This is a genomic window from Vibrio zhanjiangensis (assembly GCF_030161235.1).
Classification (GTDB): Bacteria; Pseudomonadota; Gammaproteobacteria; order Enterobacterales; family Vibrionaceae; genus Vibrio; species Vibrio zhanjiangensis.
Window position 1 is genome coordinate 83,800 of record NZ_BSPW01000036.1, and the last position, 26,737, is coordinate 110,536.

Here is a 26,737-nt window from a genome sequence, read left to right on the forward strand (position 1 = left end):
TATCAAGCCTTAACGAATAGTGCCATGGATTCTAAATGGCTTGTGTGGGGAAACATATCCAACATTCCCAGTCGCTTCAACTCATAACCTTGATTGAGTAAACGGTGAGAATCTCGCGCCAAAGTAGCCGGATTGCAAGACACATACACCACCCGTTTAGCCCCTAAAGCAGACATTTGCTCTACAATACTCTGAGCGCCAGCTCTTGCTGGGTCGAGCAGTATTTTATCAAATTTGTGCTTTGCCCACGGCTGCTCTGACACATCTTGTTCCAAATTAGCTTGAAAAAATGTCGCATTTTCAATCTTGTTTACCTGGGCATTTTGAGTCGCCTTATCAACCATCTCATCAACGCCTTCAACTCCGATGACTGACTTCACTTGTTTGGCCATAGGTAAACTAAAATTCCCTAACCCACAAAACAAATCTAGCACTCTGTCCTGCGGCGAAAGTTCCAGCCAGTCTAAAGCCTGCATCACCATTTGGGCATTAACCTCTTGGTTAACCTGAATAAAGTTGTTCGGTTCAAATGGAATCGTCAGCCCAGTCTCTTTGTAAACACCTGATTGACCAAATTCGAGCACTAGGTCCTCACTCGTTGGCATCACATACAAACTCATTTTCCGAATTTTAACAAAATTGAGCAAAGCTTGCCGATCTCCATTTGATAATGGTTGAGTATGACGCAGCACAAGAATGCATGTGTTGTCGGCTTTGACTAATTCTACATGACCAATATGCTCTGGCTGAGAAAAAGCCTGCAACAATTGGTATAAATCTGGCAATACCGCATTCAGTTCAGGCACTAAAACAGGGCAATCGGTTAGGGTAACTATATCCTTGCTGTGTTTTTTACGAAAACCAAACTTGAGCTGGTGTGTTTTTTTATCTCGCAATACACTCACTCGCGCCCGTCGGCGATACCCCTTTGTCTGTCCAACGATCGGTGGTTCTAGATCTAGCGTTTTCCCAGCAAATTTTCTCATCAGCTGACTCAAAGTCTGCTGTTTGTACTCCCACTGACTTTGGCTACTTAAATGCTGAAAATTACAACCACCACATTGCTCATAATGGGAACAAAATGGCTGGATACGTTTTTCACTTGGAAGCAAAACTTTAATTAAGGATGCTCGTGAAAACTTACTTTTACTCTCGGTTAGCTGAGCTAAAACTTGTTCTTTGGGCAATGCCCCTTCAACAAAAATAGGTTTGTTGTTTTGATAGGCGATACCTGCACCATGATGATCAAGCTTTTCGATGGTCAGTGCTTGATGCTTGGTATTCAATTGAGTTTTCTTTTTGGGTTGGAAGAAACGCGCCATAACTCTGTTCTTTGCCTTGTTACAATTGCTCGTTATTGGTATCCAAGTATCACCTTTTCATACCTGAATGATTGTCTGAGCCGAGCGAGTTTATTATGCTTAAGTATTCGACGGCTTCTTTTTGCATGGAAGTTATTTTCCCATATCCATACCACGATGTTTAGATAATAATGACCAGATATGGCTTACGCGCCCGCGTTATTACACTTACCTTAGCGCCAACCTTAATCATTGGCTTGCTGTTGAGTGCATTTTTTTCATTTAACCGCTATCACGATCTTGAAAAACAGGTGATGAACTCGGGCTTAAGTATTGTCGAACCTCTAGCCATTGCTAGTGAAGACGGTTTAAAAAGCAACAGCCGTGAAGCAGTCAGACGAATTATCAGCTATGCTCACCGCAAAAATTCTAAATTTGTTCGAAGCATTGCCGTTTTTGATTACAACCATGAACTGTTTGTTACCTCTAACTTTCATCCCAATTTTGAATCTCTGACTTTCCCTCGAAATGAACCCATCCCTCTCCTTGTTACTTCTGATTTGGAGGGAAACACGCTCATTCTGAGGGCACCTATAGTAGCAGAATCAGGACTACTTGCGGCAGCGAAAGGACAAAATAATAATGCTGCATTGGGCTATATCGCTATAGAACTGGATCTCTCTTCACTTCGGCTTCAACAATACCAAGAAGTTTTTTCTGCCTTCCTAGTGTTAGTTTCGGGACTCGGTCTATCTGCGGTCTTTGCTCACCGATTAATGCATGATGTCACTCGCCCTATCTCACATATGAAAAATATGGTCGACCGGATTCGTCGCGGACATTTGGATGTGAGAATTGAAGGCAAAATGCACGGTGAATTAGACACACTCAAAAATGGTATCAATGCCATGGCCGTGTCGTTATCTGAGTATCATGTCGAGATGCAACACAGTATAGATCAAGCCACATCAGATCTAAGAGAAACACTCGAACAGCTTGAAATCCAGAATGTTGAGCTAGATATTGCCAAAAAGCGTGCTCAAGAGGCCGCGAGAGTCAAATCTGAGTTTTTGGCTAACATGTCTCATGAACTCCGTACACCTCTTAACGGTGTGATTGGCTTTACTCGTCAAATGCTCAAAACCAAGCTAACCAACAACCAAACTGATTACCTACAAACCATTGAGAAATCAGCTAATAATCTACTTTCCATTATTAACGATATTCTTGACTTCTCAAAACTTGAAGCAGGAAAACTCGCGCTGGAAAATATTCCATTTGATTTTCAAGAGTCACTAGAGGAAGTGGTTAGCTTACAAGCAACCAGTGCCCACGAAAAAGGTCTTGAAGTGACACTCAAAATTGATCCTAAAATACCTGTAGGTGTGGTAGGAGATCCACTGCGCATTCAACAAGTTCTGACTAATTTAGTTGGTAATTCTATCAAGTTTACTGAACGCGGAAACATAGATATCAGCGTTGAACTACGCTCTCAAAAAGAAGACCTCATCGAACTACAGTTTATGGTTCGCGACACGGGTATCGGTATTTCAGAAAGACAGCAAGCTCAACTTTTCCAAGCGTTCAGCCAAGCGGATGCGAGCATTTCTCGCCGCTATGGTGGGACAGGTTTGGGACTGGTTATTACGCAAAAACTCGTGGGTCAAATGGGCGGTGAGATTAGTCTTACCAGTCGGCTTCACCAAGGCTCTACATTCTGGTTCACCTTAAAGCTCCATTCAACGGATATGCCAGTTAATGGTTTGGTAGAAGCCCAGTCTCTTAAACAGCGTACTTTGCTACTGATAGAACCCAATATGCAAGCGGCATCTGTTATCCAACAATACCTGACTCAAGAAGGTTTGAATGTCACTTATCGCTCGTCAGTGCCAGATGACGAGGAAAATTGTTATGATTACATTTTGCTAAATTTAGCACCAAACAAAACCAACTCGTTAGAACAAGTTGAAATCTGGGTCCAGCAAGTCAAACAATGTGCCCCTCATGTGGTTGTTGGCATTCCTAGCACAAATCTCGCTCTGGCCGATCACCTTATCCAAGCTCATGATGTTGATTGTATTACCAAGCCTCTATCTCGCAGAAAACTGCTACATATTTTGGCAACAAATCAAGACGCACGCCCAATAGTAGAGCATGAGCCAACATACAGCGAAACACTGCCACTGGTTGTAATGGCTGTAGACGACAATCCAGCTAACCTCAAATTAATTAGTGCTTTACTGCAAGAAAGAGTCGAGAAGGTTGTGACCCATACCAATGGTCAAGACGCTGTACTTCAAGCTGAAAAACAAAAATTTGATATTATTTTTATGGATATTCAAATGCCCCATATGGATGGGGTCACTGCATGTCATAAAATCAAAACGACGCAATTCAATGCCAACACCCCTGTCATCGCAGTTACGGCGCATGCAATGACAGGAGAAAGAGATAGATTACTTAGAGCAGGTATGGACGATTACCTCACTAAGCCCATCGAAGAGCATGTCCTTCAACATGTACTAATACATTGGGGAAAATCAAAACACGAAGAGAGTACGTGTGGTAATGACACCACAGTTAAAAACAACTCTCCTGATAATATAAGCCTAAACCATTCAATGACTATCGATTGGCAAGCTGCACTAAAACAATCGGCAAACAAAGCGGAACTTGCACGAGATATGCTACAAATGCTCATCGACTACATACCTGAAGTCAGAGAAGTGGTGGCGTCGTCATTGACCCAGAAAGGTGTCGACAATAAAACGTTACTTCACTGTATTCACAAGCTTCACGGTAGTAGCGCTTACTGTGGCGTGCCTCGACTCAAACAAATTTGTGCCACGATAGAGAAAGCGCTTAATTCTGGCTCAAGCATCGAAGAGCTTGAGCCAGAATTATTTGAGTTACAAGATGAGATGGAAATGGTGACGAAAAGTGCTGCACATTATTTAGATTCGTAGATAACGGTGGCCACCGCATAGTGGCGCTCATCAGATATCGACAAGTGAATGTGTGCGACTTGTTTTGCTAGCGCAATCTCAAATGCCTTACCAGATAATGACAAATAGGGAGCACCATATTGGTCATTGGTAATAGTAAAATCATGAAATGTGACACCTTGAGCAATGCCTGTCCCTAGCGCCTTAGATGCCGCTTCTTTCGCTGCAAATCGCTTGGCTAAAAACCGAGCTTGCTGTTTTAAAGTCTGAAATTTCTCAAGCTCTTGCTCAGTTAATACCCGTCGTGCAAAACTGTCGCCAGAGCGATGGAAAGCTTTCTCAATCCGCTCTATCTCAGTAATATCTGTACCAATACCTACAATCGCCATCTTAGTTACTTACGTGCTTCAACCATTAGCGCTTTCATATCAGCAACCGCTTTATGCAGACCATCAAAAGCCGCGCGGCCAATAATTGAGTGGCCAATATTGAGCTCATAAATTTCAGGGATAGCAGCAATTGGAGCAACATTATGATAAGTCAAACCATGCCCAGCATTGACAGTGATACCCAAATCAGCAGCATAGCTCGCACCCGCTGCAATTTTTTTCAGCTCATCTTGCTGGTCAGCATCATTTTCCGCATCCGCATAGTGCCCAGTATGAAGCTCAATATATGGCGCACCACACGCTTTCGCTGCATCAATCTGCTCTCTATCTGCATCGATAAACAAAGACACTTTAATTCCAGCATCAGTCAAGGTTTTGGTCGCTGCTTTGATTTTCTCTAAATGTCCAACAACATCCAGTCCACCTTCTGTTGTCAGCTCTTCACGCTTTTCAGGCACTAGGCAGACATACTCAGGTTGAGTTTTTAGCGCAATTTCAACCATCTCATCTGTCACTGCCATTTCAAGATTCATGCGAGTTTGGATGGTTTCACGTAAAATATGCACATCGCGATCTTTTATGTGGCGACGATCTTCCCTTAGGTGGATCGTAATACCATCCGCTCCTGCACGCTCCGCTATTTCAGCGGCATGAACAGGATCAGGATATCTGGTTCCACGAGCGTTGCGCAGCGTCGCAATGTGGTCAATGTTCACACCCAGATAAATAGAACTCATTTTTCGATACTCCGTGGTTTGGGGACTAATACTTGCGTAAATAATTCCCTACTTTTTAATGGTTTACCGCCAAGATAAGGCTTTAATGCCATGCGTGTAAAGCGCTTTGCTGCTTTTAATTGCTCTTTTGTCGTAAATCTACGTTCGCTAATAGCAATCAACTCATTACCCCAAAAGGTCAGATTATCTTTTCGTATTGAAGCAATAAAACCTTTTTGCGCTCGATAACTGTAGGTCATATCAGGCTCAATAAGCTCTCCAGTCCCCGCACAGTGCAGAAAGTCAACGCCATACCCCATTGCTGACAGAAGTGATAATTCAAAGCGCCTTAAAGCAGGCTCAGGATTTTCGCACTGAGCCAGTTCAGTGAGCGCAGCCAAATAATCATGAAACAAACCAGGCATAGGAACTTCAGCCATCAAAACTCTTGCTAACAGCTCGTTTACATACATTGCTGAATACAGGGTAAGGCCAGAAAGAGGTAGACCGAGACTAATAGGTTCTGCATGGCGCAGTGTTTTCATCGCCCCCTTGCCTGACCATTTTAGCAGCAAAGGGGTAAACGGCTGAAGCGCTCCTTTAAGTTGAGAGCGTTTGCTTCGAGCGCCTTTGGACATCAATGTCTGCCGCCCATATTCCTCACTAAATACATCAAGGATAAGGCTTGACTCGCTGTAAGGACGTCGATGAAGCACAAAACAACGTTGTAAGCCTTCTGCAATCATTTTTTCCCGTCCAAAGAATAAAGGAGCCAAGTGGCTCCTTATCTGTGTGATGCTGGAGCAATAAAGGCTCACACCAAATTAAAGATCATCGATATACCCTAACGATCTCAAGGCTCGTTCATCGTCAGCCCAACCTGATTTCACTTTAACCCAAGTTTCCAAATATACTTTGCGACCAAACAATTCTTCCATATCTAGACGAGCCTCTCGTCCTATGGTCTTAATTTTCTCGCCGCCTTTCCCTATGACCATTTTTTTCTGGCCACTACGTTCTACAAGGATCAAAGCATTAATGTGGAACCCATCTGTATCAGGGTTGTAGTCAAAGCGCTCAATTTCTACAGTGACAGAATAAGGTAATTCTTCACCGGTAAACCTCATCAACTTCTCTCGAACAATCTCAGACGCCATAAAACGCTGGGAACGATCCGTGACGTATTCTTCTGGAAAGTGATGCGTTGCTTTAGGTAAATGCTCTCGAACATGTTTACGTAACACGTCAATATTTTTACCGTGCTTGGCAGAGATTGGCACCACATCGACAAATTCCATCCGTTTGGACATTTCCATCATATGCAGCATGACCTCGTTTCGGTCTTGAACGTTATCAACCTTGTTCACACACAGTACAACTGGGAAGTTAGACTTCTGAAGCTTAGTGAGCACCATCTCATCATCGCTTGTCCAGTGAGTTCCATCGACGAGGAAAAACACCAAATTCACATCACTAAGCGACGAGTTTGCCGCTCGGTTCATCAGGCGGTTAATCGCTCGCTTTTCCTCGATATGTAGACCTGGGGTATCGACATAAATGGCTTGATAGTCACCCTGAGTGTCGACGCCCATAATTCGGTGACGCGTCGTCTGTGGTTTCCGCGAAGTTATCGAAATCTTTTGCCCAAGAATTCGATTTAACAGTGTTGATTTGCCGACATTTGGTCGCCCCACTATGGCGATAAAACCACAATGTTGGTTGTCTGGAGCGCTTTTTTCGCCACTCGTTGCGAAAAAAGCGTCAATGTCAAATTCGTTTTTGTCCGATGAATCAGTCATTGCTAAGTTGCTCTAATGCTATTTCTGCAGCCGCTTGTTCTGCCTTGCGGCGGCTGGTGCCTTTACCAATAACAGACGTTCCTATGCCCGCCACATCACACGAAACAGTAAACTGCTGATTGTGCGCTTCACCTTTAATATTAGTCACTGTATAGACAGGTAGTGGTTTTCTTCGCCCTTGCAGAAATTCCTGCAAACGAGTTTTAGGATCTTTTTGCGAGACTCCAGGCTCAATAGCCTCAAGACGCTGTTGATACCAACTTAGGATAATGCCACGAACAACTTCAATATCACTGTCGAGATAAATGGCACCAATTATAGCTTCAACCGCGTCTGCAAGAATCGAATCACGGCGAAAACCGCCACTTTTTAACTCACCTGGACCTAATTTTAAGTAATCTCCAAGCTCGAATTCACGCCCCAATTCAGCGAGAGTATTCCCTCGAACTAACGTTGCCCGCATACGGCTCATATCCCCTTCATTAATCTCAGGGAAACGGTGATAAAGATCATCGGCAATGACAAAACTTAAAATTGAATCGCCCAGAAACTCTAGACGTTCATTGTGTTTTCCATGAGCGCTGCGATGTGTCAGCGCCAATTGAATAAGCTCAGCATCATTGAAAGAATAGCCAAGCTTTTTTTCTAATTTAGATATGGGAGAATTCATGCTCTCTCGATATATTTACTTAATACCACCGATGCGATTAAAACGCACACCTGTTGGGATCCATGAAGGCAAGATACTGTCAGCATCACGATCAAATTCAAAGCTTATCCATATAGCGACAGCCTTACCAACCAAATTTGCTTCAGGTACAAACCCCCAAAAACGGCTGTCGGAACTGTTGTCCCTGTTATCGCCCATTGCAAAGTACTGGCCTTGAGGTACCACCCACTCAGTGGTACCACTACGAGGATAGTATTGCTCGATAGGGTTACGAACCAGCGGATTAACCAAAATATTATGTGCGACATTGCCCAATTGCTCTGTCATTTGAATTTGCTGAATACCTCGATCACGGAACTCACTTTGTTCAACATTAGACAGTTTAACAGGTTCACACACTGACGTGCCTGCCTTTTGGATACATAACTGTTTATCATCACTATAACGAATCAGATCACCAGGCAAACCAACCACACGCTTGATATAGTCGACACTAGGCTGAGGTGGATGCTTAAATACAATGATATCACCACGTTCTGGCTTACCCACATCAACCAATTGAGAGCGCCATACCGGATCTTTAAGACCATAAGCGTATTTTTCTACTAAGATAAAATCTCCGACGAGCAAGGTTGGCATCATAGAACCCGATGGAATTTGAAATGGCTCATAAATAAATGAGCGCAACACCAGCACCACTGCAATCACCGGAAAAATAGACACACAGTTTTCAATCCACCATGGCTGCTTAACCACTTTTTCTGTCACTGCAGCATCAAGCTCTTGAGTTTGAGCTTCGATTGTCGCGAGTTGAGCATGACGTTTTTTCGCAAACACCAACTTTTCCAGTACCCAAACAATACCGGTTACCAAAGTGACAATAACTAGGATCAGTGAAAATGTATTCGCCATTGACTTCCCTTATCTCTTAAAACACGAAAGTGAAAGAGCCGTAACCCCTTCACTTAGTCATAGGTTAATTTATCAGAAAACGATTATCTAATCTTTACCAACATGCAGAATCGCAAGGAAAGCTTCTTGAGGCAGTTCTACGTTTCCGATCTGCTTCATACGCTTTTTACCCTCTTTCTGCTTCTTCAATAATTTTTTCTTACGACTTACATCGCCACCATAACATTTTGCAATCACGTTCTTGCGCAGCTGTTTCACCGTAGAACGAGCAATAATGTGGTTACCTATTGCAGCTTGAATCGCAATATCAAACATCTGGCGAGGAATAAACTCTTTCATCTTTTCGACGAGCTGGCGACCACGAGTTTGAGAATTATCTTTATGCGTAATCAACGCCAGAGCGTCAACTTTATCACCATTAAGCAGTACATCGACCCGAACCATATTAGACGCTTCAAAGCGCTGGAAATTGTAGTCTAATGAAGCATAACCACGCGAAGTTGATTTCAGGCGGTCAAAGAAATCAAGCACGACTTCTGCCATAGGGATATCATAAGTGACTGCGACCTGATTGCCGTGATAAACCATATCGACTTGGATACCGCGCTTCTCTACACACAAAGTAATAACATTACCTAGATAGTCAGAAGGAACAAGAATATTGCAGCGGGCAATCGGCTCACGTATTTCGTCAATATCATTCACAGCAGGCAGTTTGGCTGGACTGTCCACATACAGTAGATCGCCATCCGTTTTCTTGACTTCATATACCACGGTCGGTGCGGTAGTGATAAGATCTAAGTCGTACTCCCGCTCAAGACGCTCCTGTATGATTTCCATGTGTAGCATACCCAGGAAACCACAACGAAAACCAAAACCAAGTGCTGCTGAGTTTTCTGGTTCATAAAACAAAGAAGCATCATTAAGGCTCAGCTTACCCAAGGCATCACGAAAGTTTTCATAATCATCTGATGATACAGGGAAAAGACCTGCATAAACCTGTGGTTTCACTTTTTTAAAGCCTGGCAACGGCTTTTCGCAGCCATGTTTAGCAAGCGTCAACGTATCACCAACTGGAGCACCAAGAATATCCTTGATACCACACACAACCCAGCCCACTTCACCTGTATTTAGTTGAGTCGTATCTTCCTGCTTCGGCGTAAAGATACCAAGACGATCCACACCCCAAACTTGACCTGTGCTCATGACTTTGATTTTGTCATTCTTCTTCAAAGTGCCATTTTTAATTCTGACTAAAGAAACAACGCCAAGATAATTATCAAACCAAGAGTCAATAATCAGTGCTTGCAATGGGGCATTTTCGTCACCTTCAGGTGCGGGGATCGCAGAAACAATATTTTCCAGCACATCTTCAATACCCATCCCTGTTTTTGCAGAGCAGCGCGTTGCTTCCATTGCATCAATACCAACAATTTCTTCAATCTCCTCAGCAACACGCTCAGGGTCCGCTGCTGGCAAATCAATTTTGTTCAAAATAGGGACCACTTCTAGGTCCATTTCAATTGCCGTATAACAGTTTGCGAGGGTCTGAGCTTCAACGCCTTGACCAGCATCAACGACGAGAAGCGCACCTTCACAAGCAGCAAGAGAGCGAGAAACTTCGTAGGCAAAATCCACATGCCCCGGAGTATCAATGAAATTTAATTGATAGGTTTCACCATCTTTGGCCGTATAATTGAGTGTCACACTCTGAGATTTAATAGTGATGCCACGTTCACGCTCCAAGTCCATAGAGTCAAGGACTTGAGCCGCCATTTCACGGTCACTCAATCCTCCACATACTTGGATCAAACGGTCAGATAGGGTCGACTTACCATGGTCGATGTGGGCGATTATCGAAAAATTACGAATGTGCTTCATGATTTAGTGTGACTAAACTCTTAAAAATAGGGACATAAAAAGGCCGCATTTTTGCGGCGCTTCAATAAAGTTGGCAGATTCTAACCAATTTCTAAACAATTCGCACTAGCTAATTGGTTCACCTAACACTCGCAACAGTTTGACATCTCGAAGCGATCGCCGCTCAAGTTTAGCCACCAAGCGTTTTGCACAATATATTCCACCAAGCGTAGCAAGGGCTGAAGACAAAATGGTGAGGCCCTCTCCAAGGTTTAATAAGGGGCTCAGCAGCCATTCACCAGCGATAGCACCAAAAATCATTGAGAGCAAAGGCACAAGATAAACGACAACAGCAGACTGCAATATGTCTCTTTCGGCAAGACCTATTTCAACCAATTGCCCCTGTTTAACCGGTAAATTAGTATACAAATACCAATGCAAAGACTTGCTTCCCAAAGCCTTGGAGATCATTCCAGTGCCACAGCTTTTTTGCGATGAGCAGCTAGAACAACTGGTTTGCTGATCACAGCTTAGCTCCAGAGCATACCCCCCATTAGTCGGAGTGACTGAAGAGACGGTTGCGAGAGCCGTCATCATTGCGGCTTGCCCACGGCTTTGTTAATAGTAACAGATTGAGCAATCCTTTTTGCCGTAGATGGCGGTATATCACCGACAACTGAGATTTCTTTGTCACCTTTAACATAGCTATGCAGTGTCCTACGGCCCTGTCGCACAAGCTGGCCTTTTAATGAATAATTGTCACTCTCTGAAACATAAACAGAAAAGCTGAACAAACCATCGCTGAACATCTGCGTCTCTACCATACGCTCAGAATTGCCTATTCGATAGCGATTCAGCTCTGTTGACTCAAAGCCAATCGGAGTCCAACCAACTGTCCAGAAGCTATTTTCTAACTCACCTTTAGGCAGGGATAATACACTGGGCAATTTTTTAGTATTGAGCGTACTTAATTGTTCAGAAATACTGTCATTCACACTATAAGATATAGTACGGTACTGCTCGAGTACTTCCCCATCACGATCAACTAAATCGGCCCTCAGTGGCAACTTCGTTTTCTCATCAACCCACAGAATATAGGAATAACGAAGACCATCTTTTGAAGCAACCCTAAGGACTTGACAAGCAACGCCAGCTTCACGAGCTCGGCCAACCTCAATAAAATCGTAAAACTGGCTAAGTTCCTCTACATCATTGTTCAACAGCGGAATAGTAGGCGCAACTATATTGCCGGATTCTATCGTAAATGGCTCAACCCCAGGTTCAATGTAGCTGACTTCGCCACCACGTCTTATGACTTCGCGATATGGACCACTGAGATAAACGAGATGGGCAAGCTGCTGATCATTACTTCGAGCATGGCGATACAATAGAGGCTCAATGCTATTTTTCTTGATCAGAATATAAGACAGTTCATAGTTGAGGTGCTGACTAGCCTCGTTCATTTGATGCAACAACGCCTCTGCAGTTTTTTCTTCTGCAAAGGCGAGTGGCGAACTCAAACTGAACAGTGTCAGTACACTGGTCAGAATTTTTTTCATTCAACTACCGTTTTTGAGTTGTCATTGTGTTCAGAGTCATTGCTATTCAAACGCAACTGTAATTCATAATCTTGTAACATGGCATTAATTCGACGCCTCTGTTCTTGAACATTAGTTGCATTATTTGTGACTGGCTGTTCAACCGAGCTGCGGGTTAAGCTTACAGGTTCCGCAGTCCCCGTAAATGGGATAGTTTGCAGTACTGGAAGTTGCTCGAGCTCAGCTTGCCCAGTCTCACCACCATATTGCTGAACGCCGATAATGACAGCCAAGGATACACATGCAGCCACTGCGACCTGACCAAACTGGTTCAGCCAAGCAGGTAATTGGCGCCGAGCTTTAGCAGGATGAGGCTGTTCAACAGCGGCGTGGATTTGTGCCACACTTTCTAGAGAAACCCTTGAATGAGCCGCCTCTTCTTCCAGAGCAAGCGCCACGCGTTCGGCTATGTTCCACTCTATTTTTTGCGGAACTTCGCCTCGCATGACATCACCAATTAAATGGTAATTGTTCCAAGTCTGTTGGTTAGATTGGTCTTGCTCTAGCGTACTAATTAGAGCTTTATCAACCAACTCTCCATCCATGAGCGCTGAAATTTTTTCTTTGTCAGCCATTCTTTTCACCATTAACTTTAGTGGCATTAGCGTTGTATCAGTGGTTGAATTTTCTTTTCAACCGCTTCACGAGCCCGGAAGATACGAGAACGTACCGTTCCAACAGGACAATCCATAACATCCGCAATTTCTTCGTAACTTAAACCGTCAAGTTCTCGTAACGTCATTGCGGTTTTCAAATCATCAGGCAGTGCTTCGATCGCACTAAAAACTACCCGCTTCAATTCTTTGGACAACGTTAAGTTCTCAGGGTTCGAAATTTCTTTTAGTGCACTACTTGTTTCGTAGTATTCAGCTTCTTCAGTATCCACATCCTGAGCAGGCGGCCTACGCCCCTGAGCAACAATATGGTTTTTAGCAGTATTGACAGCTATCCTATATAACCAAGTATAGAAGGCACTTTCACCTCGAAAACTAGGTATAGCACGATACGCTTTAATAAATGCTTCTTGTGCTACGTCTGGCACATCACCAGGATTGTTGACGTAGCGAGAGATAAGATTACAGACTTTATTTTGGTATTTTATGACCAAAAGATTAAAGGCTTGCTTATCTCCATTCTGAACTCGCTCAATAAGCACTTGATCGGTCAGCTGCTCGTTCATTCGAGCGTGTACTCCTATTGTTATCGACCCCTACCTTACAGATATGAGCATTAATTATTCAAAATGTAGTATTGACACCACCGCTTACTTGAGCACTATTGTGACTCAGCAGTAAAGATAAAGTTCAAACTTTCTGCAGAATTTATTCCAATAAGTGATGATTCTAAGACTTTAGCTCAATGATTGTGGGGACGAACGTACCTAAAAGCAATGTTATTTACAAAGAATTGCACTCATTCCGATGCTAATATTATCGGTTTAGCCTGTTTATCAGAGCTAAATTGAGGTGTATAAATCAGCTTAACGAGCAACAATGCTCAATGGCTGATATCCTATGTTTATTAGGGTGTCAGTAGTATTTTATTCAGGAATTTAAAAGTGTTATGAACGCGAACCGTGAACATCAATGTGATGTGTTAGTGGTAGGGAGTGGCGCGGCTGGTCTGTCGTTAGCGTTGCGTGTAGCCGAATACGGCAAAGTCATAGTCTTAAGTAAGGGACCAAGAAGCGAGGGGTCGACATACTACGCGCAAGGTGGTATTGCTGCCGTCTTTGATGAGTCAGACAGTATCGAATCACATGTTCAAGATACCCTCATTGCTGGTGCTGGTTTATGCGAGCAGGAAACCGTGGAGTTTATCGCTCAAAATGCAAAAACCTGTGTTCAATGGTTAATCGACGGAGGTGTCCCTTTTGACCGTGAGGATGGAGACAGTGATGATAAGCCTCGTTACCATTTGACCAGGGAAGGCGGGCATAGCCACAGACGAATTCTGCATGCCGCTGATGCAACAGGCATGGCAATGCAAAACTCTCTGCAGGAAAACGCTCATAATCACCCCAATATTACCGTATTGGAACGGCACAATGCTCTCGATTTAATATGCGAAGACAAAATTGGGGGTGATTCTTGCAAAGTGATTGGCGCTTATATTTGGAACCGCAACCAAGAACATGTCGAAACCGTAAGAAGCAAATTTGTTGTGCTCGCAACAGGCGGAGCCTCCAAGGTTTACCAATATACTTCCAATCCAGATGTCTCCTCAGGAGATGGTATTGCCATTGCTTGGAGAGCTGGATGTCGAGTCGCCAATATGGAGTTCAACCAATTCCATCCAACGTGTTTATATCACCCTGAAGCAAGAAACTTTTTGCTCACTGAGGCTCTGCGAGGGGAAGGCGCTTTTCTGAGGCGACCTGATGGCTCTCGCTTTATGCCTGATTTTGACGAAAGAGAAGAGCTGGCTCCTCGTGATGTTGTAGCGAGAGCAATTGACTTTGAAATGAAGCGTCTTGGGGCGGATTGTATGTATTTGGATATCAGCCATAAACCCGCTGATTTTATCGAGAAACATTTTCCAACCATATATAGCCGTCTCATGGATTTGGGCATTGATATGACCAAAGAAGCCATTCCTGTTGTCCCAGCGGCCCATTATACTTGTGGTGGCGTAATGGTGAATAAACAAGGGGAAACCGACTTGTCACAACTTTATGCGGTTGGTGAAGTCAGTTATACAGGTCTTCATGGGGCTAATCGTATGGCATCAAACTCCTTGCTTGAATGTGTGGTTTATGCGTGGTCTGCTGCCAACGATATTATAGAAAAACTCGATAAATCAACTTTGCCCCCTCCACTTCCAGCATGGGATGAGAGCCAGGTTAGCTGCTCTGATGAAGAAGTTGTCATACAACATAACTGGCATGAACTGCGTTTATTTATGTGGGACTACATGGGAATAGTCCGTACTGATAAACGTCTTGAACGAGCCTTACGTCGAATTCAATTACTTCAACAAGAAACACACGAGTATTACAGCAACTTCAGAGTATCGAATAATTTGCTTGAACTGCGCAATCTGCTCCAAGTGGCTGAGCTCATGGTTCGTTGTGCAATGGAAAGGAAAGAGAGCCGAGGGTTGCACTACACTCTCGACTATCCAGAGCCAGCAGAAAATAGTGGCCCAACGATTCTTTGTCCAACCAAGTAAAGGTTACACGCCTAGGGAGCGTAACGCTCCCTTTTTAACGACAGTAACAACTGCCTGTAGTGCTCATCAGAGACACTATCGCGCCACAAGATATATTTTTCGCCGTCAGAAAATTGCATTAACAAGCCAAACGCAGATAGGCTCGTGGTTATCTTTTGGATTCGAGTCTCTTTCCCATTGACAAAACAGACTCCGGAATTGGACATAACTAACTGGCCTCTGAACGCATTGGCCAACCAATTGGTACGTAAATGAAATACCGACAAGTACCCAACAAGATACACAGTGATTGGCAAAGGCATTTCAGAAACTGAAAACCAGCAAGAGGCCAAAATCAACATACTGAAGTTGGCCTGACAAGAGAAAAATGACGTTGTGGCCAATAACCTAACGTACTTTACTGAGGTTGTGGGCAACAATTTTGTCAACCATGGACGCATGGCCTAAATTATCACTTCGACCATGCCCCATAATCCAAGTAAACAGATCTGGATCATCACACTCTAAAAGTGCCACAAAATCATGTTTTTCATCATCTTGAAGCGCTTCAAAACATTCTTCGAAAAATGGCATAATCACAACATCCAGCTCTAACATACCTCGGCGACATGCCCACTTAATGCGCGCTTTTTCTTCTGGAGTATACATTTTCATTCCCACCTTTTCGGTTATTTGCCGCGAGTGTAACAATCCATAGTTCGAACAACCACTAACTTAGTCACAATCCCGATCAAGGTAACAAATTTCTCACTCTCCCTAAAACCCTTGAAAGGTTGTTTCTTGGGGCCATTCAGCGCTAACATAGCAAACATACTATCGTATTCAGGTAAATATCATGGATTGGCAAAACGACTTCGACCAACTCTCACTATCAAGCAATGACTCCCTTCCCAAACTCCTACTGACTCATTTGACTTCGTGGGGAATGATCATCGCCCAAGGAGATGACAAAAAGTCTTACTTGCAAGGTCAGGTCACATGTGATGTGGTCAAGCTCACTAAAGAAGAAAGCACATTAGGTGCTCATTGCGATGCAAAAGGCAAAACGTGGAGCATATTTCGCTTGTTTCACCATCTCTCTGGTTACGCAATGTTTCAACCTAAATCAGCCATCGACAAAGAACTTGCTGAGCTGAAAAAGTATGCCATTTTTTCTAAAGTTGAGTTTCAAGCGAGCCATGACGTATTGCTTGGCCTTGTCGGAACACATGCCACTACCACTATAGATAATCTATCATCGCAACGAAGCGATGTGAGAGAGATTGAGGGTGGTACCGCGGTCAAAATTGATCAACAAAGGTGGTTACTTGCCGTCAGTGAGGAAGCGGCAAACAAACTGTGCCAATCTATCGAAGCTCAAAAAGTTTCTGATCAGATTTGGACGCTGTTAGACATTCAAGCAGCCATGCCTATAGTTTCAGACCTTGTACAAAATGAACACATTCCACAAGCACTGAATCTTCAAGCTCTTGGTGGAATCAGTTTCAGCAAAGGATGTTATACGGGACAAGAAACGGTTGCCAGAGCCAAATACCGTGGAATCAATAAACGTGCCTTACAAATTGTATCAGGTGAGTGTAACAAACCGCTGGCTAATGCCGAGTTAGAACGCTCAGTTGGTGATAATTGGCGCAGTGCTGGCACATTAATGGCGAGTTATGAGTTTAGTGATAATAAAGCAATAGGTCTTATTGTTTTGCCCAACAATCTAGACGCAAATACTCAATTTCGTCTCGCAGACCAACCTGATACAAGATGGGAAATTCAACCTCTGCCTTACTCATTGGATGATGACGAATAAATTCGAAACGAGCATAACCCGCTATCTTGAATCACAGCGGGTTTCATTTAGATTACTACCTCACCATTCTCCAGCAACAACGATAGAGGATGCCGCAAAGCAAAGAGGTATTAGGCCAGAACAGATGGTCAAGTGCATTCTTCTACGGGATATGGACAGCGAATATGTGTTAGCCTGTGTCCCCGGTGACCGTTTGGTTGATCCTAGGAAAGTCCGAAAGATACTCAACTGTCGGCGCATGACTTGTGTGGAGCGCGACGACGTTCAATCTCTTACTGGCTCTCAAATCGGAACACTAACCCCTTTATTGTTGCCTAGATACATGCCGATTTTTTTTGACCACAGTATATTACTTCAGCCAGAGGTCACCATCAGCAGTGGCTCATTACTCGCAGGTATCGCGTTAAAAACCGATGATTTGATAAACCTATGCGCTCCTATACTCGCTGATATTTGTCGCTGATACATATCTAATTATCCTCTAGAAGCGATCCAAAAAGTGACATTTAAATGTGAGTCATTACTCAGTAATGGGTTAAATCTTGATTATTTTTATTCGAATTGAAGGCATATAAAATCATTTTTCATTTCTTCAATTACACTTACTCTTGTTGGATACCGAGTGGCTAGAACTTAGCCCAAACTGTACCTGTAATTGATGTGCTCGCCTTTAGTTACGAGTACTAACTCGGTTTCCAACCGCAAAGTGAAATTACGGATTACATCGAATTTTACTCTTGCGTAATGCATCTGTGACTATTTGCCCGCTACAAGCGGGCTTTTTTTATGCAAAAAATTCACCTTATCTTGTCACACAATAAAAAAATTAAACTATTCTTAAAAATGTCATAAATCTCGGGTTTACTATTTCATGACTGAACAACGAAACAAGTTCCATAAGCAGAATATAATTGGGGAAGGCATCACATAGAAATGGGTATTTATCTGTAATTTTTTCTAATAACGCACAAATACCTTAAAAAACTCATTATACTGCATATATTCCCAGTATCATCACATTAATATCGAATGGGGAATTATATACTTGCAGAGCTTGCTACATATAAGGATCACTCTATGAGACTGTTTAAGCGCTACACACCGGGAATGATTGCTAAACACGTAAGTCGACTGTTTAAGGGAAGGATTTATATTTACGGTGTTGGCAAGTTTGAATTCGATAATGGGAAGCTGGTATTGCCAGAAAGAGCCGAAAAACGCCACTTTCAAACGGTGAAAGAAGTCAATCAAGAAATTATGCGGCTGCGTTGCGCATACATATAAAATTTTAAAGGGGCTGGGCAAACCAGCCCTTTGTCATTGAGTCATACCACTTCTTGTTCAATATACTTAGCTAAAGCAGGCAACTTTCCTTTAAGACCAAGCGCTCTTTTCATGATCTCATCTTTGGCACTCGGCAATTGACCAACGAGCGTCATGCCTAGCCCTCGAATAAGCTTTTTGGCAGGATTATCACTAGCAAACAAATCTTTAAAGCCTTGCATGGATGCAATCATTTTAGCCGCTTCCGACTTACGCCAGCGTTCGTAACTGCGTAAATGGCGACGACTGCCAATATCATGACCTCTTCGCCAATTGGCTTGAATTTCTTGAGCTAAACTCGCAGCATCAAGCAACCCTAAATTGACCCCTTGTCCAGCCAGAGGATGGATGGTATGTGCCGCATCGCCAACCAATGCGACTCTATCGACGGCGAAGTCTCGTGCATAGCGCATTTTTAAGGGAAACGAAGCACGCTTGCCAATCACTTCACAAAGACCGAGCCTTGCATCAAACTCGGTCGTCAGTGCTTTGTTAAACTCTTCGTCGGGCATAGCGACCAAATACTCAGCTCGCTCTGGATCGGTTGACCACACGATTGAACTCATATTACTCTGGTTCATAGGTAAAAAAGCAAGTGGCCCTTGAGGAGTAAAGACTTGGCGCGCCACTTTTCCATGTTCTTCAGCCGTCCAAATATTGGCCACTATCGCGCTATGTCCATAGTCCCAATGAGTAAGAGGAATGTTTAACTGTCTTCGTACCCATGAGTTTGCACCATCCGCCCCAACCACCAGTTTGGCTGTAATTCCTTGCCCATTGGCCAAGTTTAGCCACACTTCACTTTCACCAACCGCCATGGAATGGCATTGTGCTGGCATATGAAGGCTGACGTTAGGCATTTGCTTGACTCTATCAAGAAGAGATAATTGAATCACTCTATTTTCTACAATGTGTCCCAAGTCTGGTTGAGCAAGTTTCTTTGCATCAAATTCAATACGAGCAAAGCTATCCCGCTCCCAAACTTCCATAGCAGAATAAGGGGCTGCTCTTCGCTGTATTATCCCTTCCCACGCACCTAAGTTGCGTAAAATAATTTCACTCGAGCGACTAAGAGCCGACACTCGGATATCAGGGAGGTCATTGATTTCACAGTCTGGTATCTGGCTTTCGATTACTGCCACTCGCAATTCTGTGTCTTTAAAGGCCGCGGCAAGTGCAAGACCTACCATACCCCCACCAACAATGGCGATATCAACACTTTGCATCATCGAATCATTCCTCACTCAGGTTACTATCTAGCAACCAAACCTAGTGTTCTTGTTAATAATGGTACTTTAAGCATCGCAACATTATCCAATGCTGCCAAGCCCAGATTACGAGCAATTCTAAAACTTAGATAGTCATTGGAAAAAATACCGACCAGAGACGAGGTTAGTGAAGCCGTCGCCACCCTATCTTGCTCTCGGCGACGTCTATATTCACTCAAGACTGGATAGGCACCGGGATCATCAAGTCGAGACATGATAGATTCCGTCAACGTGGCTATATCTCGAATCCCCAAATTAAAGCCCTGACCCGCTATTGGATGTAAGGTTTGCGCCGCATTACCAACTACTGCAAATCGATGTGAAACATTTTGCTGACGAAAACTTTGTGTCAATGGGTAGCAACTTCTTTGCCCGATAGTTTCAAATTTCCCCAATCGCCAACCAAATGTATTTTGCAAAGACTGCATAAAAGCGACGTCATTTAAAGACATCATTCGCTTTGCTTGTTCAGGGTTAAGGCACCAAACCAAGGACATTCTATGCTCACTCATAGGCAGTAATGCTAAAGGCCCCGAAGAAGTGAAGCGCTCAAAAGCATGCCCGTGATGAGCTTGGGATGTTTTGACGTTTGCAATTACTGCAACCTGATCAAAATCATGCAAGTTAGACTCAATGCCTAGCAACTCGCAACATGTTGACATCGCACCATCAGAAGCCACCAAAAGTTTTCCTACTATCGACTGCCCATCATTTAATGTAACGCGCACTTCATGCTGAAACCTTTCAATCTGACTAACATGAGCGGGACACAACATGTGAATCCCATCACACCCGCTCACTCTATCATTATAGTATCGACCGACATCCGCCAACTCGATAACGTATCCAAGTGCCTCAGCCGCGATCTCTTGGTGATCAATGTCGGTCATCCCTGCATGACCGCAATCGGACACGTGAATATGCTTTATCGCGGTAGCCAATTGAGAGATATCCTGCCAAAGACCAAATTGCTTGAAAAGATCCACTGTTCCCAAAGACAAAGCAATTGCACGCGAATCAAATCCAGGATGAGCATCATAGTCAGCCTGATAGGGCTCAACGACAGCAATGGATAATGCCCCTTGTGAGTACTTATTTATCGCAAGAGCTAGTGTCATCCCCGCCATTGCACCTCCGGCGATAACAATGTCAAATTGCTTCATGAAACGTCCTATCTAGTGAATAGTCGGAGCCTTTTTTTCGATCGGCTTTTGACCAAATTCAGCGTGAATGGTTAGTGCGCAAACTTTAATATGTTCAATGACTTGCTCAAGAAGCTGGGCCTGTTCTGCAAGATCATCTTCTTCATCGATGGCCAATTTGGAGATTTCTTCTAAGTCCGTCAGCGCTTCTTTGCTCTCCTTGGAGGCATGTTTAAGCTCTATGCCAACTAAGCCAAGTCCAGAAATATAATGATTGACCCACTCAGCTACACCATCTGCAACATCAAATAAGCTCGCGCTTGCATCTTCATCTGGAAGCAAGATAGAGATGTTCATGGCCGAATCAGTAAACTCAGCAATGGTAGCATCCAAGGTTGATTGAGCGAGTTGTAATGGTTTCGCCGGCCATCCCATACCATCATTGGTATAATCAAAAATCATCGGCTGCCAGCTATTGTCGGTTATGCTTAAGCCTCCACTCAACATACCCGCGAGTAAACCGTGTAATTCAGCAGGATTGACGGCTAAACCTGCCGTTTGTAGTTCACTTGCCAGAGTAAGGTAAGCTGGCAACTTATGTTCGCTCATACAAGCGCCCCAAAAAATAAGTAAATAATATCGATTCTAGCATTTACTGAGAGGAGCGAAAACGAAGGATTAGCGTAATCTGGACGGCTTTTATACAATTTGATTAATTAGTGTATCTTTGTGAGGGATTTCTTCGACTTCGCAGGGAAAAGCTTGAATCTTAACAAGCCTTTTCCTATAGTTTCTTCCTTGGTGATCATCTACATATCACACCCTACTAACGTATTTAGAGTCGCTATGAGTAATCAAGCAGTTGAAGTTGAAATTTTAGGCAAGTTAACTCGGGTAAATTGTCCAGAGGGGCAAGAAGAGTCGTTGCGTAATGCAGCTCAGCAACTTGATGAGCGTCTAAAAGAGATGACTTCAAAAACAAAAATCACCAACGAAGTCCAATTACTCACCTTTGTGGCACTGAACGTCTGTCATGAACTCGAAAGCCGTGATACATTAGAAGCAGAACAGAAAAAAGCGTTAACTAACAAGTTAGAACAACTGACGGCGTCGCTTAGCGATGCGCTTAGTCAAGTGACACTTAAACAGCAATAAACTTGTTATACTAACAATAGAATTTACCCTGGAGTGTTCGTTAGGGGATTAAGTCCCTGAGCCGATAAGCAATACATAAGGGTTGGTACTTGATAGCTATTGAGCAAGCTCGGCTTGAACCGAGAAGCCTACGGTTACCATTGCTGATCCGCCTTGAACCAGCTGGTTCAAGGGTCGAAATCTCCAACGACACTCTGGGGTACTCTACCAAATGTAGCTTCACCTATGGTATTCTCATGACTCTTTCTCGGCAAGACTACCGAACACTCATTCGTACCCAACGTAACCAATTGACTCAAGAAGAACAAAAACGATCTGCTGAGTCGCTAGCCACGCACTTCCTGACCTTACCCGAGATAAAACAAGCGCAAGATATTGCCCTATACTTGCCTGCCGATGGTGAAATAGATACCTCAATAATTATTGACCAGTTGCGTCATCTAAACAAAAACATTTATCTTCCTGTGATTCACCCTTTCTCTAGCGGTCACCTTTTATTTCTTCGCTATGATTTGACTACCGCTATGGTACATAATCGCTACCATATCCCTGAACCAAAACTTGAAAAAGATAAAATAATACCTGTCGCTCAGTTAGATATAATATGTACCCCCTTGGTTGCTTTTGATAAGCACGGCCATCGACTCGGCATGGGCGGTGGCTATTATGATCGTACGCTAGAGCCTTGGTTTCATTATCAATCTGGACCAAAGCCTATTGGTCTGGCTCATGCGTGTCAGGAAGTCGAACAACTTCCTGTTGAAGCATGGGACGTACCTCTGCCAAAAATCATCACTGCAAAACAAATCTGGGATTGGGAATAGCCTTGAATTGATCATATAATCCCATCCTCTGACGCATATAACATCCAGTTTAGGAGACGGGCATGACGCAAGATGAAATGAAAAAGGAAGCGGGTTGGGCTGCACTTAAGTACGTAGAAAAAGGCAGTATTGTAGGTGTAGGTACAGGCTCGACAGTCAATCACTTCATCGATGCTCTGGGTAGCATAAAAGATGACATCAAAGGAGCGGTGTCTAGCTCTGAAGCTTCTACGGATAAACTTAAAGCCTTAGGCATTGAAATCTTTGACTGCAACGATGTTGCATACCTTGATGTGTACGTAGACGGTGCTGATGAAATTAACCCAGCGCGTGAAATGATCAAAGGTGGTGGTGCGGCTCTGACCAGAGAAAAGATTGTTGCTGCTATCTCGAATAAATTTGTCTGCATTGTCGATGGCACCAAAGCCGTTGACGTTTTAGGTCGTTTTCCTCTGCCAGTAGAAGTCATCCCTATGGCTCGCTCTTATGTAGCTCGTGAACTGGTAAAACTTGGTGGTGACCCTGTTTATCGAGAAGGTGTCGTGACCGATAACGGTAATGTCATTTTAGATGTACACAGTCTTCAAATTACCAACCCAAAACAGTTTGAAGATAAAGTGAATGCCATTGCTGGCGTGGTTACGGTTGGTTTATTCGCCCACAGAGGGGCAGATGTCGTCATCACAGGCACACCACAAGGTGCAAAAATCGAAAGTTAGTTCTCACACTTTCAGACGCTTCATTGAAAACAGCACCACTAGGTGCTGTTTTTTCATCTATCCTATTAAAAATTATTCCTTATACTTTTATTTTCTTACCAAAAAGAGTATTTTTTTGGTAGTTTAATGTACAGAAGATACATAACGAAAACGTTTGCGTCAGAAAAAGAACTCAAGTAATGTTGGCTTTAATACTGTTACGTTACATGCACGCGACTTAAGCCCCCAAATTTAAACTTTAAGGATGAGCACCACTATGGCCAGAGTTTCACTGGAAAAAGATAAGATTAAAATTCTGCTTCTCGAAGGACTTCACCCTTCGACACTCGAAGTATTACAAGCTGCTGGTTACACCAATATCGAGTATCACAAAGGCTCTTTACCAGAAGATGAGCTGCTTGACGCAGTGAAAGACGTGCATTTTATCGGAATCCGCTCTCGAACACATCTCTCACAAGCGGTGATTAATGCTGCTGAAAAGCTTGTGGCCATAGGCTGTTTTTGTATTGGCACAAACCAAGTTGACCTTGGAGCTGCTGCGGCAAAAGGCATTCCAGTATTCAACGCTCCGTTTTCCAATACTCGTAGTGTCGCCGAGTTAGTTCTTGGACAAGTATTGCTGCTTCTAAGAGGTATCCCAGAGAAAAACGCTCTTGCTCACCGTGGTGTATGGAAGAAAAGTGCAGACCATTCATACGAAGCACGAGGCAAAAGACTTGGGATCATTGGTTATGGTCACATTGGTACGCAACTTGGCATTATCGCCGAAAACCTTGGGATGCGAGTTTATTTTTATGACATTGAGAATAAGCTATCCCTTGGTAATGCCACTCAAGTACATACCATGACTGAATTGCTCAACAAATGTGACATCATTTCTCTGCATGTACCAGAAACGCCAGAAACCAAAAATATGATGGGAGCGGAGCAATTCGAGCTGATGAAACCAGGCGCTATTTTTATCAACGCCGCTCGCGGCACTGTGGTTGATATTCCCGCTCTTTGCGATGCATTAGAATCAGGGCACTTGTCTGGAGCCGCCGTGGATGTGTTCCCAACAGAGCCGAAAACGAATGCCGATCCGTTTGAGTCTCCACTGCAAAAATTTGATAATGTGATCTTAACCCCCCATGTCGGTGGTTCAACACAAGAAGCCCAAGAAAATATCGGTGTTGAAGTCGCGGGCAAGCTCGCCAAATATTCAGATAATGGCTCAACACTATCGAGCGTTAACTTCCCTGAAGTATCATTACCAGAGCACCGTGATTGCTCACGTTTGCTACATATCCATAAAAACCGCCCTGGTATTTTGACTCAAATAAACACCATCTTCGCTGAAGAAGGAATCAATATTGCGGGTCAGTATTTACAAACTCATGCAGATATCGGCTATGTGGTTATCGACGTTGAAAGTGACCGCTCTGAAGAAGCATTAAAGAAACTGAAGAGCATAGAAGGAACGATTCGCGCTCGTATCCTGCATTAACCCTATTTCGTCGCCGCATACCCAAAGCGGCGGCTTTATTCTCCCCCCTCATTCATTCTTCCTAACAAGCTCAAAAATTGCGCTTTACTGCATCCAGATCCAAGTTCTCCAGATTAGATCACTTAATTTCATCAATATTTAACACTTATGTAGTATTTATCACAGAAATAGCTTTTATTATTCATACAATTCCGAACACTTTCGAACGAAATTGATTTTGCTCGTTCTGTTTTCATTTTTATCACCATCGCACAAATACAATGAGGTCCTATGTTTGGAATTTTCAAACCTAAGGCGCATATCGATCGACTTGCTTCCAGTCAGATCGATAGCACTTATTCACGCCTACGTTGGCAACTTTTTATCGGTATTTTTGTTGGCTATGCAGGCTACTACTTAGTACGCAAAAACTTTAGCTTAGCTATGCCCTATCTGATTGAGCAAGGGTTTAGCCGAGGTGATCTCGGCGTTGCTTTAGCGGCGGTTTCTATCGCCTATGGCCTATCAAAGTTCTTGATGGGCAGTGTGTCTGATCGCTCAAACCCTCGCTATTTTCTAAGTGGCGGGCTGTTAATGTCAGCTCTGGTGATGTTCTGCTTTGGTTTTATGCCATGGGCAACCGGAAGTATTACTGCCATGTTCATCCTGCTATTTCTCAATGGTTGGTTTCAAGGCATGGGCTGGCCTGCATGTGGCCGAACCATGGTGCACTGGTGGTCACGTAAGGAACGTGGCGAGATAGTTTCGGTATGGAACGTGGCACACAATGTGGGCGGTGGTCTGATTGGTCCTATGTTCCTACTCGGACTGTGGGCATTTAGCGACGATTGGAAAACTGCATTTTATGTTCCGGCCTTCTTTGCCACATTGGTCGCTGTATTCATTTGGATGACGGTTAGAGATACCCCACAATCATGCGGTTTACCCCCAATTGAAGAATATAAAGATGACTACCCTGAGGGCTACGATACTTCACATGAAAAAGAAATGACGGCCAAAGAAATTTTCTTTAAGTATGTGTTCTCAAACAAATTACTTTGGTCTATTGCCATTGCCAATGCGTTTGTCTATTTGATTCGCTATGGCGTATTGGACTGGGCACCTGTGTACTTAAAAGAAGCCAAAGAGTTCACGGTTGATAAATCCTCATGGGCCTACTTTCTTTACGAATGGGCTGGCATCCCCGGCACCTTATTGTGTGGTTGGATATCAGACAAACTCTTCAAAGGCCGCCGCGCACCTGCTGGTATCTTATTTATGGCGTTGGTGACGGTTGCCGTACTTGTGTATTGGTTTAACCCAGCAGGCAATCCCGCTATCGATATGATGGCCTTAGTCGCAATTGGCTTTCTAATTTATGGTCCTGTTATGTTAATTGGGCTGTATGCTCTTGAACTTGCTCCGAAAAAAGCAGCGGGAACCGCCGCTGGACTTACCGGTTTATTTGGTTACTTAGGAGGTGCTGTCGCTGCAAATGCTGTATTAGGCTACACCGTCGATCATTTTGGTTGGGATGGTGGCTTTATCATCTTGGTCGGCTCATGCATTACGTCCATAGTGTGTCTCATTTACGCCTTTTTAGGTGAAAAGGCGCACCATGAACAAAAACAAAAAGCCGCACTTGCTTAAATCACGATGAAAGGCAGCCTAGCTGCCTT

At 43.6% G+C, this 26,737-nt stretch carries 27 protein-coding genes and 1 other RNA gene; 11 read left to right on the forward strand and 17 right to left on the reverse strand.

What is annotated here, in order from left to right; genetic code table 11:
- Positions 1-2 precede the first annotated feature (2 nt).
- Positions 3-1,322: a 23S rRNA (uracil(1939)-C(5))-methyltransferase RlmD gene (rlmD, locus tag QQK21_RS10085; protein ID WP_284192066.1), complete on the reverse strand. Its 1,320-nt coding sequence runs from the start codon at positions 1,320-1,322 to the stop codon at positions 3-5.
- Between the two features lie 170 nt (positions 1,323-1,492).
- Here rlmD and barA point away from each other — a divergent pair, with 170 nt between their 5' ends.
- Positions 1,493-4,267, forward strand: a complete 2,775-nt coding sequence (barA, locus tag QQK21_RS10090; protein ID WP_284192067.1) for a two-component sensor histidine kinase BarA — start codon at positions 1,493-1,495, stop codon at positions 4,265-4,267.
- Here the strand turns inward: barA and acpS are convergent.
- The 11 genes from acpS to rpoE all read right to left on the reverse strand — a co-directional run bounded on the left by acpS (position 4,252) and on the right by rpoE (position 13,370).
- A complete protein-coding gene (acpS, locus tag QQK21_RS10095) occupies positions 4,252-4,635 on the reverse strand; it encodes a holo-ACP synthase (protein WP_284192068.1) in 384 nt (127 codons plus the stop codon). The two genes, barA and acpS, sit on opposite strands and share 16 nt — an antisense overlap.
- A gap of 5 nt (positions 4,636-4,640) precedes the next feature.
- Entirely contained in the window at positions 4,641-5,372 is a 732-nt protein-coding gene (gene pdxJ, locus QQK21_RS10100; RefSeq protein ID WP_284192069.1) for a pyridoxine 5'-phosphate synthase, read from the reverse strand.
- Positions 5,369-6,097: a DNA repair protein RecO gene (gene recO / locus QQK21_RS10105; protein WP_284192110.1), complete on the reverse strand. Its 729-nt coding sequence runs from the start codon at positions 6,095-6,097 to the stop codon at positions 5,369-5,371. Before recO ends, pdxJ begins: the two co-directional genes overlap by 4 nt.
- Positions 6,098-6,175: 78 nt before the next feature.
- Complete coding sequence (era, locus tag QQK21_RS10110; RefSeq protein WP_284192070.1) at positions 6,176-7,150, reverse strand: GTPase Era; 975 nt, start codon at positions 7,148-7,150, stop codon at positions 6,176-6,178.
- Positions 7,143-7,820, reverse strand: coding sequence for a ribonuclease III (rnc, locus tag QQK21_RS10115; protein WP_284192071.1), 678 nt, complete (start codon positions 7,818-7,820; stop codon positions 7,143-7,145). The genes era and rnc overlap by 8 nt, the downstream gene beginning before the upstream one ends.
- 15 nt (positions 7,821-7,835) lie before the next feature.
- Positions 7,836-8,732 carry a signal peptidase I gene (gene lepB / locus QQK21_RS10120; RefSeq protein WP_284192072.1) on the reverse strand — a complete coding sequence of 299 codons (897 nt, stop codon included), beginning with the start codon at positions 8,730-8,732 and terminating at the stop codon, positions 7,836-7,838.
- 87 nt (positions 8,733-8,819) lie between these two features.
- A complete protein-coding gene (gene lepA / locus QQK21_RS10125) occupies positions 8,820-10,613 on the reverse strand; it encodes a translation elongation factor 4 (protein WP_284192073.1) in 1,794 nt (597 codons plus the stop codon).
- Positions 10,614-10,718: 105 nt separating this feature from the next.
- A complete protein-coding gene (locus tag QQK21_RS10130; protein ID WP_284192074.1) occupies positions 10,719-11,189 on the reverse strand; it encodes a SoxR reducing system RseC family protein in 471 nt (156 codons plus the stop codon).
- A complete protein-coding gene (gene rseB, locus QQK21_RS10135; protein WP_284192075.1) occupies positions 11,186-12,151 on the reverse strand; it encodes a sigma-E factor regulatory protein RseB in 966 nt (321 codons plus the stop codon). The genes QQK21_RS10130 and rseB overlap by 4 nt, the downstream gene beginning before the upstream one ends.
- Entirely contained in the window at positions 12,148-12,765 is a 618-nt protein-coding gene (locus QQK21_RS10140; protein ID WP_284192076.1) for an RseA family anti-sigma factor, read from the reverse strand. The genes rseB and QQK21_RS10140 overlap by 4 nt, the downstream gene beginning before the upstream one ends.
- 26 nt (positions 12,766-12,791) lie before the next feature.
- Positions 12,792-13,370 carry an RNA polymerase sigma factor RpoE gene (rpoE, locus tag QQK21_RS10145; protein ID WP_284192077.1) on the reverse strand — a complete coding sequence of 193 codons (579 nt, stop codon included), beginning with the start codon at positions 13,368-13,370 and terminating at the stop codon, positions 12,792-12,794.
- A gap of 383 nt (positions 13,371-13,753) precedes the next feature.
- Between rpoE and nadB the strand changes: the two genes are divergently transcribed.
- Positions 13,754-15,361 (forward strand): L-aspartate oxidase, encoded by a 1,608-nt coding sequence (gene nadB, locus QQK21_RS10150; RefSeq protein WP_284192078.1) that lies wholly within the window; start codon positions 13,754-13,756, stop codon positions 15,359-15,361.
- An 11-nt stretch (positions 15,362-15,372) separates the two neighbouring features.
- Here the strand turns inward: nadB and QQK21_RS10155 are convergent, their stop codons facing one another.
- Both QQK21_RS10155 and QQK21_RS10160 read right to left on the reverse strand, forming a co-directional pair.
- The gene (locus tag QQK21_RS10155) at positions 15,373-15,702 is read right to left on the reverse strand and encodes a protein YgfX (protein WP_284192079.1); all 330 of its coding nucleotides are present in this window, start codon (positions 15,700-15,702) and stop codon (positions 15,373-15,375) included.
- A 46-nt stretch (positions 15,703-15,748) separates the two neighbouring features.
- Positions 15,749-16,009: an FAD assembly factor SdhE gene (locus tag QQK21_RS10160; protein ID WP_284192111.1), complete on the reverse strand. Its 261-nt coding sequence runs from the start codon at positions 16,007-16,009 to the stop codon at positions 15,749-15,751.
- A 187-nt stretch (positions 16,010-16,196) separates the two neighbouring features.
- On the opposite strand from QQK21_RS10160, the gene ygfZ reads away from it, so the two are divergent.
- From ygfZ to QQK21_RS10175, 3 genes are all read left to right on the forward strand, one after another.
- Entirely contained in the window at positions 16,197-17,162 is a 966-nt protein-coding gene (gene ygfZ, locus QQK21_RS10165) for a tRNA-modifying protein YgfZ (RefSeq protein WP_284192080.1), read from the forward strand.
- Positions 17,152-17,625, forward strand: coding sequence for an aminoacyl-tRNA deacylase (locus QQK21_RS10170; RefSeq protein ID WP_284192081.1), 474 nt, complete (start codon positions 17,152-17,154; stop codon positions 17,623-17,625). The genes ygfZ and QQK21_RS10170 overlap by 11 nt, the downstream gene beginning before the upstream one ends.
- A 614-nt stretch (positions 17,626-18,239) precedes the next feature.
- On the forward strand, positions 18,240-18,446 hold the full coding sequence (locus QQK21_RS10175; protein ID WP_284192082.1) for a DUF1107 domain-containing protein: 207 nt from the start codon (positions 18,240-18,242) through the stop codon (positions 18,444-18,446).
- A 41-nt stretch (positions 18,447-18,487) separates the two neighbouring features.
- Here the strand turns inward: QQK21_RS10175 and QQK21_RS10180 are convergent, their stop codons facing one another.
- The 3 genes from QQK21_RS10180 to QQK21_RS10190 are packed head-to-tail and all read right to left on the reverse strand — an operon-like array spanning position 18,488 to position 21,504.
- Complete coding sequence (locus QQK21_RS10180; RefSeq protein WP_284192083.1) at positions 18,488-19,714, reverse strand: FAD-dependent 2-octaprenylphenol hydroxylase; 1,227 nt, start codon at positions 19,712-19,714, stop codon at positions 18,488-18,490.
- A gap of 23 nt (positions 19,715-19,737) precedes the next feature.
- Complete coding sequence (gene ubiH, locus QQK21_RS10185; RefSeq protein ID WP_284192084.1) at positions 19,738-20,916, reverse strand: 2-octaprenyl-6-methoxyphenyl hydroxylase; 1,179 nt, start codon at positions 20,914-20,916, stop codon at positions 19,738-19,740.
- A 12-nt stretch (positions 20,917-20,928) separates the two neighbouring features.
- Positions 20,929-21,504: a YecA/YgfB family protein gene (locus QQK21_RS10190; protein WP_284192085.1), complete on the reverse strand. Its 576-nt coding sequence runs from the start codon at positions 21,502-21,504 to the stop codon at positions 20,929-20,931.
- Positions 21,505-21,741: 237 nt separating this feature from the next.
- Here QQK21_RS10190 and QQK21_RS10195 point away from each other — a divergent pair, with 237 nt between their 5' ends.
- The 6 genes from QQK21_RS10195 to glpT all read left to right on the forward strand — a co-directional run bounded on the left by QQK21_RS10195 (position 21,742) and on the right by glpT (position 26,708).
- Entirely contained in the window at positions 21,742-22,050 is a 309-nt protein-coding gene (locus tag QQK21_RS10195; protein WP_284192086.1) for a cell division protein ZapA, read from the forward strand.
- A 22-nt stretch (positions 22,051-22,072) separates the two neighbouring features.
- Positions 22,073-22,255: non-coding RNA, 6S RNA (gene ssrS, locus QQK21_RS10200), on the forward strand.
- Between the two features lie 31 nt (positions 22,256-22,286).
- A complete protein-coding gene (locus QQK21_RS10205) occupies positions 22,287-22,874 on the forward strand; it encodes a 5-formyltetrahydrofolate cyclo-ligase (RefSeq protein ID WP_284192087.1) in 588 nt (195 codons plus the stop codon).
- A gap of 62 nt (positions 22,875-22,936) precedes the next feature.
- Positions 22,937-23,593 (forward strand): ribose-5-phosphate isomerase RpiA, encoded by a 657-nt coding sequence (gene rpiA, locus QQK21_RS10210; RefSeq protein ID WP_284192088.1) that lies wholly within the window; start codon positions 22,937-22,939, stop codon positions 23,591-23,593.
- Positions 23,594-23,849: 256 nt separating this feature from the next.
- Positions 23,850-25,079, forward strand: a complete 1,230-nt coding sequence (gene serA / locus QQK21_RS10215; RefSeq protein WP_284192089.1) for a phosphoglycerate dehydrogenase — start codon at positions 23,850-23,852, stop codon at positions 25,077-25,079.
- 270 nt (positions 25,080-25,349) lie between these two features.
- On the forward strand, positions 25,350-26,708 hold the full coding sequence (glpT, locus tag QQK21_RS10220; RefSeq protein WP_284192090.1) for a glycerol-3-phosphate transporter: 1,359 nt from the start codon (positions 25,350-25,352) through the stop codon (positions 26,706-26,708).
- The last annotated feature ends 29 nt before the right edge of the window (positions 26,709-26,737 follow it).